2 protein-coding genes are annotated in these 8,085 nt (G+C 33.4%); both read right to left on the reverse strand.

Going from position 1 to position 8,085, the window contains the following annotated elements; all coding sequences use genetic code 11:
• Positions 1 to 35 precede the first annotated feature (35 nt).
• Positions 36 to 344: a hypothetical protein gene (locus SMSK597_RS09450; RefSeq protein ID WP_000734645.1), complete on the reverse strand. Its 309-nt coding sequence runs from the start codon at positions 342 to 344 to the stop codon at positions 36 to 38.
• A gap of 498 nt (positions 345 to 842) precedes the next feature.
• Positions 843 to 7,328 carry a S8 family peptidase gene (locus SMSK597_RS09455; RefSeq protein ID WP_000750096.1) on the reverse strand — a complete coding sequence of 2,162 codons (6,486 nt, stop codon included), beginning with the start codon at positions 7,326 to 7,328 and terminating at the stop codon, positions 843 to 845.
• Between the last annotated feature and the right edge of the window lie 757 nt (positions 7,329 to 8,085).

The following is an 8,085-nucleotide window of genomic DNA, read 5'->3' on the forward strand; positions in this document are numbered from 1 at the left end:
ACGCTGACGTGGTTTGAAGAGATTTTCGAAGAGTATTATTTTCCTTCTTTATCAGGAAAGAGGTAACCAATACCTACACAAGCCAGCACACCTGCTCCAATCACCAAGCCACTTGAAATTGGTAACAGGTCCAAAATTGCATTTGCGATGATAAAGGCAATAGTTAAACACATCAGACTAGCCTTGTAATCCTTTTTCAAAAGATTCTCTAGTGTGAAAAAGAGGAACAAACCTACCGGAATCAATGACCAGAGGTTGACATTAAAATTTGGCCATCCAACAGAACCAAAATACACTACTGTCGCTGCTGCTATTAAAAATACAATCCCCAATAATTTTTTCATTTCTTTATCTCCAATTTCTTTTTTAGGAACTTGAGTTGTCTAATACTGCCCCCCTCACGTCCCTTACAAAAATCATTATAGCAGAGGTCAGTTTCAAGTACAAGCTCTTTTGTCTATCTGGTCTCTATCTCGGTCTAAGTGGTTGAATAATAGCGATAAAATAAGGAATCAGGTAAAAAACTTCCTTCCAAATAAAAAGGAATTAAGCAACCAAACGCTACTTAATTCCTTGAAATTGTCTCATCACCTCTATTAGCCTTTAAATTTTGATAGACTCTATTTTCTAATCAATGTGACCAATATTGTCAATACTAATCCTCTCAATCAATTCATTAGTTGTCGAAACTAAGTCCATTAATAAATCCAAAAAGAGTATTAATAGTAAAGTAAAGTAAACTAAATAATTGAGTTATAAATGGCTATTTTCACAAAATTGTTTCATCATCATACTATCTCAGTACATAAACCATTTTTTCATCTATAGCTTTTGTCTTCATCTTAATCTTTTTTCTTCAATCCAAGAAATGCACCTACAGTAAACATTATTCCGGCAACTAATGACGTGAAGACTTCGCTAACTGTTCCGGTTTTTGGTAACCTATCATTGTTAGTAGTTGATTTACTATCAATATTGGTATGTTTATTATCTATGTTCTCTGGTTCATTAAGATAAACTTCCTTCTTATTTTCAAAGTCTTTATCATTTTCATCAGGAACTGTAGCTGTGACATCCTTAGTTGAATCAGATTTGTGTGAATGATTTTCTCTTTGTAAATCCTCCTTTTTGTAATTTTCATCTAATTGACTATGATTTGCTTGCACCTTATCTTTCTTTTTGGATACATCAAAAGTAGGTTTATTTTCCTCCTCCTTTTTCTCCTCTATTTTCTTGAATACAGGTTTTATAAGGGTATCTTTTGATAGATTAATAACATAGCCAACGTCTTTTTTCCCTTCGACACCAGAAATTTCCCAGCCATCAAATTGATAGCCTTTTTCTAATCCACCCTCATAGACAGGTAAAATGAAATCTTCTTCCGACACTATCATTGAACTCATTTCTTTTCCATTTTGAATGGTCACAGTTACCATCTGAGGTTTTAGTTCGCTCACCTCTCCCGTATCTTTGTTTAAAATGAATTCTTTTACGGTCGTATTTCTTGCAAAATCTTTTGCAACAATCTTAATATTTAGTGTCTTATCTGTTAGTTGTTTAATATCATCAAATGATTTGTATTCTTTTCCATTTACATAAATATGTTTGTCTTGAATCTCACCATCGAATCCATTATTTCTTTTATCATTGATATTAAAGACTACAGATTTTCCGTCAGCATATTCAATACTAGTATTTCCCTTAGGATCAATGTTTACTTCGGGTTTGACATTATCATATAAAAATTGATAGTGTACTCCAACCGCTTTCGCATTCAAATCGCTATAGCCAGTTTTAAGATAAACATTTCCATCCATATCTGTTACCTTATCTGGGAATCCGTTTGCTTTATAGTCTTTCATTCCCCAGTCCATGATGTCACCGTCTTTAACATTAAGCTTAACGTTAAAATCTCTAGTGTTATCAATGTGTAAATCTCCGTAGATTAAATAATTATCTACAACAGATTCATTAACTCTCAACTCCCAGTTAAAACCACCCTTATCAGAAATCTTACCTCTTAAATAAAATTCTGGATTCCGTACATAAATTTTATTAGATTTAGATGGATTAAAGTAGTTCTTGTCCATTGAAAGATTTACTGGTTTTGCATCAATAAATAACGTAGAGCCATCTTCTTTTATAGCTTCTACATTGGACTTATCTTCTCCTGTGTACTCTTTACCATCCTTGCCATATAATACAAGTTTAGAAGGATCTGTTACAAGATTTCCATCTTTATCGATTGCCTCCCCTTTATCGTTCATTTTAAATCTAAACACTTGATACCTTACAATGTTAAAGCCGTCCAAAGCCGACATTAATACTGATTGAGTACTTCTTCCATCTTCAACATTTCTACTATCAGCATAAATTATTTTTTCTGATAGGACTCTTAGATTAGGATTGGCCTTTTGTATTTTTGCTATATCTTCCTGGCTATAGACTCCATTTCCTTCTAACATATCCGTTTTTCCAGGATTATAGGTAGTCACTTTTAGTGCATAGCCTTTTCTCAGAATGATATTATCCTTTAATAGATATTGTTGTTTTTCTGAATCAGAATAGATTTTACCAGATTCCATTTCAGTTAAATTATTTGGTTTATTCTTTGAAAGATCTCCTTCTCCTAATTCTATTACATTCCCATAACTTGATGCATAGGGATATTCTGTCTTAGTTTCCTTATTTTTTTCAGGCATTCTAATTTTAGTTTCAGCTTTTATCTGATCATCATCTTTCACAAAGAATCTCATATCTCCTGAAAAAGCTAATCCATCCACAATATCATTAATATTAGCGTATAAATCAAATGTCATCGTTTTTGAGTGGGAATCATACTTGGTCGTTTTGATTTCTATCGATTTATAGTTATTACCATAATATACCTTGGCATTTTTAGAAACATTACTTATCTTTCCAAGAATTTCAAAGTGTCCATCTTTAGATGGGCTTAGAACACCATAAATTTTTGATTTTATTTCGTCAAGTTTTTCAGTTTCATATTCTAAGGCACTACCATCGTCATAAGCAATGATATTTCCCTTATCATCGTATTTATAATCGTATTCTTCTGTTCTCTTACCAGTTTCACTTGTAAAGTCATCAACTTCTCTAAATTTCTTTTTAATGAGTTTCTTCAAGTCTTTACTTTCAAACTCTCTAATTGTTGAAATAGTTTTATGAATAGTCAAGCTAGATTTTTCTTCGATAGACTCTTCATTGTCTTGATGATTTTCTTCCTCAGTTGTATCTTTTTTAAGACTATCCTCTTTTCTATTTTCTAAATTTTTAAATTTAGATTCTGCAATCTCTCCAAGCTTTTGATATTTAGATGAATCCTGATCAGGATCTACTAGATAATAGGAAATCATCCCATTTTCATCAGCATGATCAGCAAATTTAATTCTATGAATCTTTGTGAAATTGCTAGATCCATCTAATGCAATGACTTCAATAATTTTTCCTCTTAAATCTCCTGCACCATTAATTTCATAAATGGTATTTCCGTCTTTGTCAAGTTTCCTATTTCTTCCTTGACCCTCACCTGCGTAAGTTACTTCAAGATTTTTCTCAACCTCTCCATCTTCATTAACCAGAGCGGCGCCAGCATACCAAACCTCGTTTGCAATCTCGTCAAATTTTTCAGGATGTTCTTTTTGATCTCTTGCAAATAGAGTTTCATTCTTGTATTGATCTTTTACCTTGTGATAAGTATCCTTTGTGATCAGCTTAATTTTTTCAGGATTTGAAAAATCAACCGAAACAATCTTAGGAGCTGTGTTATCAATTTTTACAGGAATATAGGAAACCTGCCATGGGTAATCTTTGGTTAATCTATATTTAAATTTATAGAAATATTGACCTTCTGCAATCGGTTCAAATTGACCTCTTATCTTAGTAGCAGGGTCTTGGTTATCCTTACTCTCTGGTGCATTTTCTTCTCTACCTCTAGGGTTATAGATGAGTCCATCCCATTTCAAGTCGCCCCAAACTTTTAGTTTAGAAGATTTGATTCCCTTTGCATCATTTCTCTTAGAGTTTAAAATTCCTTTAACAAAGTGTTCTCTCGAAATGACTTTTAAGTCTCTTTGATTTTCTCCCTCTTTATTTGTATTTACTATTGAAATCAATCCTTCTTCTGCACTTCTTAATACAAGTGGAGAAGGTGTTAATCCTCTCTCAAGTTGAGCATCTTGAGGATTTCCATTTGAATCTAAAGGATAAATTTTGGCAATATTAGAACCACTTGATGATGGTGCGTTGATCCCTTCGTTATTGAAAGCAAACAATTCTGGATTTTGATCTAGGGATGTTGTATTTTTATCTTTTCTATTTTGTATAACTCCTGCTGGATTAAATTTATCTATACCATGTTCTCCACCAATTCCCTTATTTAAGGTTCCTGGAATTTTTGGTTTACCATCATCATCATAACCTTCCATTGTTTTTGATTTTGATCCTTCTTCCCAAGCCCATTTATCAAGGATTGGTTCCTTGTTCCAATCCCCAGCAAATCCCATTAGGGGCATTGATAAAGAAGGTTGGAAGTTTATTTTCTTCCCGTTGGAGTTCAGAGCTTCCATTTCTTCCACAGACTCAAAATGAATAAATGATTCTACAAATTTATTTTTGTTTTTAGCCTCTCCAACGTTTATAACCACATTTAAATCAAAGCTAGAATTTGGGCTTATAGTGAAAGTATCATGCTCAAATGTGATATTTGCTCCTTTGATTTTTTCTGGGTGGATTTCTGGAACAATTTGCTTACCATCTGGAGATTTTTCATCTTTGTATGTTTCATCCAGTTTTAGTCTATCAGTTAGAGAATCTGTAGTTATCGCTGATGCTGAAACTTTAAAGGTTAAAGGTCTGTTTGATGTATTGTGAAGCTTAACGGTAAAGTATTTTTTATCTCCTTTTATTTCTTTAAGGGAAATAGAACCATAAGAGTTTACCAAACCTTTAGAATCCGTGTTCTTGAAAGTCGCTACGACTTCATTTCTCAAAGCATTGGCCACATTAATTAGCCCTGCTCCCTGTTGTCTAGGTGATGCAAAGTATTGACTTTTTTCTTTCCAAGACGTTGCGTCCATCATAGGCCGTGCAGTATTTTGTAGGGCAAGTTTTGTAAGACTTGTAAGGTCTATTTTGTCATCTCCCTTAAGATTTTTCAATACAGGTCTTTCAAGCATTTCCTTTAACTTTGGTCTAATCAAAACAGTAGAAGCTGCTACGATTGGAGTTGCCATACTAGTCCCTGACATATAACCATAAGTTGATTTCCCATTAATGACATTAAGAGTAGATTTAATATTTTTACCAGGTGCTGAAACATCAGGTTTTAAAAGTAAATCTGTTCTCGGTCCCCAAGATGTGGATCCTGCTGGAACGATGACATCTTCTTTATACAATTCTTTGTCTGTGTCAGGTGCAAACTTAAAGTCAATCTCTTTTTCGTCACCTACATTCGGTTTATTAGAATTGTAGCTTGCCATATCAATTGGATAGTATTGATCCAATTTATCTTTGAAATCTTCCTTACTATTTCTTTTAACTTCAGTTTTTTTATCAGGGTTAATCATGTTCCATAACTTTACACCATCATCTCCTGAAATTGAAAATACTTGACTAGTAGTTCCTTCATCCTCCTCATATCCCATAGCTGGGAGCTCTGTCCAATTATCTCTATTGTAGTAATTTACAGTATTTACAACCATAATGGCGCGTGCGCCCTTATCCGTTGCTCGTTTAAAAGCATTTTTTAAATCCTTGGTATAAATTCGATCCATTACTGCAATTTTGCCCTTAAGATCCAATCCTATCAAATCTTGGTCTTGACCTTTGCCTATATATACAAATTTCAATTTACTAGGAGCTTTTGAACCATCTTCGTTTGTTATGATTTTATTCTTATCGAAAAAGGCCCCTATATTTCTATATTTAAAACTTTCTCCACCTATGTTAACTTTATCAAACTCAACTGTTTGATTTTTAGCAGAAGCAACTGCTATCGCATCTTCATGTGCTGCAGTTCGCGTTACATTTCCAGTGTCGGTCATTTTCAGATTATTATTTGCCACTAAATCCCATGAAGAACTTGAAGCAGAAGTCGCATAGTTACCCGTAGCTACAACCATTGGAATGCCTGCTTTTCTTAATGCTCTAATAGCCTCCCAATATTTCTCACCTACAAGACCTGTTCCTGTAAAGCCAGATGATACCGAAACAACATCGACATTGTGTTTGATTGAATCTTCAATAGCATGAAACATTGTTTCATCTCCTGCGAAGCCAGATCCTGCGTCAGAGTACATTTTATAAGAGAAGATCTGTGCATTAGGAGCAATTCCATCTATTCCGTTAAAGTTTTTAATATCTTTTTCAGTATCATTTCCCGCAAGAATCCCTGCAATATGCATCCCATGTGGATCAAAATAATCGCTCCCATCATCAGCTTTTTCTACAGTAATTTTACCACCATTATAATAATTGAAAGCATGAGGGATTTTATCACTCAACCAGAAATTTTTATCAGTACCTTTTAAGTCTTCTTTTTTGAATCTCATTGAGCCTTTAGCATCATCATCAATCCTCATGGCCTTATGCCTATAATCTGTCCCGGTATCGATATTTGAAATGACCATACCTCTACCATCAAAATTTTTACCAAATGGAGCATTGATAGACTTTAGGTAATCAATTGCCTCTTCAACTCCAATTTCCTTTCTAGCATGATTCATCATTGGCTGGACTTTTTGTGATCGTTCAAGCGATGAGATACCTTCTATTAGTTTAATTTTGTCCAGATTATCTGGAGTTGTTTCTATTGCAACACCATTAAAAACCGTATCATAAGTATATAAAACTTTTGTATCCTTAAGATTGGATAATTCCTTGATTGCTTTTTCTCCAGATTCTTTATCTTTAAATTCAGCAATATAGACAAGTTTATCCTCTTTTTTGGGACTTTCTGGGTCTTTACTTGCAGACGAGTCCGCTTTATCTTCTTGGGATTGATTGGAATCTTCTTTGATTTTTTCTTCATTGCTAATTTTGTTATCTATCACAGATTCTTTACTAACAACTTCTTTTTCCTCAATAACCGTTGTTTTCTTCTCTTCAGTATCCTTTGAAGTTTCTATAACATTATGAATATCTTCAAGTTTTTCTTTGTTTTCGTTTTGTTTACCTACTACTGTTTCTTTATCAGATATATTTAAAGCATCTTCAGAACTAGGTGTATCTGCTAGGATTACCTCATTAGGGACATATGCTGCTAAAATAACTGCAGCTGTGGTTAATGACAATACTGTACTTTTTTTCATTTTAATTCCTTACATATTTATTTAACTTCCAATAGATAGTAAACTTTAACTTTGCTAGCCTTTGTTATAAAAAGTTTTACTAAGTATTATCTAGGAAATAGAGTAGTACATTTATATATAATTGTTAGCTCTCTGAAAATAGTATATCAATTAAAAATTTTTAAGTCAAGAAAAATTAATACGCATTAATTTATTTTTTAATGTATGTTAAAATTATAGAGTCCAAAACTTTCGTACTTAGCTTAGGTACATTATTTATAAACACATTCACACCATCAAAAATAGTAGCAATCAACTTAAAGCACTAGCAACATCACAAAGTCAAACATCATTAATGAAATATCAGCGCTATTAAATAATATAAAAAACCGCTAAGAATAAGACTTAACGGTTATTTTTCTACATATCTATTTTTTCAAATCCTCAGTCGTTTATCTACCTATAACCTAGGCTTTACGAGTGCCTTGCTCTAGCAACTAATACTCAATGAAAATCAAAAAGCAAACTAGGAAACTAGCCACAGGCTGCTCAAAACACTGTTTTGAGGTTGCAGATAAGACTGACGAAGTCAGCTCAAAGCACTGCTTTTAGGTTGTAGATAGAACTGACGAAGTCAGTAACATATATACGGCAAGGCGACGTTGACGTGGTTTGAAGAGATTTTCGAAGAGTATAAGCTAAATCGGCGATTACACTTACAGTATAGCACTCTGAGAATAGATGTCAAGGAATTTTCATCTCTAGTAGAAAAAGCCGG

This window comes from Streptococcus mitis SK597 (assembly GCF_000148545.1).
GTDB classification, from domain to species: Bacteria; Bacillota; Bacilli; order Lactobacillales; family Streptococcaceae; genus Streptococcus; species Streptococcus mitis_C.

What these genes read in the sequence shown, in the direction of transcription:
- SMSK597_RS09455 (WP_000750096.1), bottom strand. Translation starts at nt 7,328, where the DNA reads ATGAAAAAAAGTACAGTATTGTCATTAACCACAGCTGCAGTTATTTTA.
- SMSK597_RS09450 (WP_000734645.1), bottom strand. Translation starts at nt 344, where the DNA reads ATGAAAAAATTATTGGGGATTGTATTTTTAATAGCAGCAGCGACAGTA.